At 38.8% G+C, this 738-nt stretch carries 1 protein-coding gene; it reads left to right on the forward strand.

Annotated elements, in window-relative coordinates; genetic code table 11:
• Positions 1 to 738 (forward strand): protein rep (locus ACTJKA_RS19980; protein WP_440607926.1); only part of this gene is annotated, 738 nt, incomplete at both ends.

A 738-nucleotide genomic window follows, 5' to 3' on the forward strand; every position in this document is an offset into this window, starting at 1 on the left:
GAAACGGGCAGACTACGATTATATCAAGCCTATTTTTGTAAAGTGAGGTTATGCCCTATGTGTGCGTGGCGAAGGTCATTGAAAATTGCTTATCACAACAAATTGATCGTTGAAGAAGCCAATCGGCAATATAAGCCAGCATGGATATTTCTCACGTTGACAGTAAAAAACGTTGAGGGTGATGATCTGAAACAGACCATTTCGGATATGATGAAAGGCTTTAATAGATTGATGAAATATAAAAAAGTTGATTCTGCGGTGCGTGGGTATTTCAGAGCTTTAGAGATTACGAAAAATCATGAAGAAAATACATATCATCCGCATTTTCATGTGTTAATACCTGTTCGTACTAATTACTTTGGTAAGAACTATATTAATCAAAAAGAATGGACAAGCCTTTGGAAAAGAGCAATGAAATTGGATTACACACCTATTGTGCATGTGCAAAGGGTCAAAGGTAAAAAGGGAATCGATGCGGAAGCGATTGAAAAAGAAGTACGCAAAGAAATGGAAGAACAGAAAGCTATTTTAGAGATTTCTAAGTATCCAGTGAAAGACACTGATGTGATACGTGGGAATGAAGTGACCGAGGAAAATTTGGATACGGTCTATTATTTGGATGATGCGTTAAATGCCAGGCGGTTGATCGGCTACGGCGGGATCTTGAAAGAGATTCATAAGGAACTGAATTTGACGGACGCCGAGGACGGGGATCTTGTCAGAATTGAAGAAGATGAA

It is taken from the genome of Bacillus sp. 22190 (assembly GCF_052045575.1).
Classification (GTDB): Bacteria; Bacillota; Bacilli; order Bacillales; family Bacillaceae; genus Bacillus; species Bacillus altitudinis.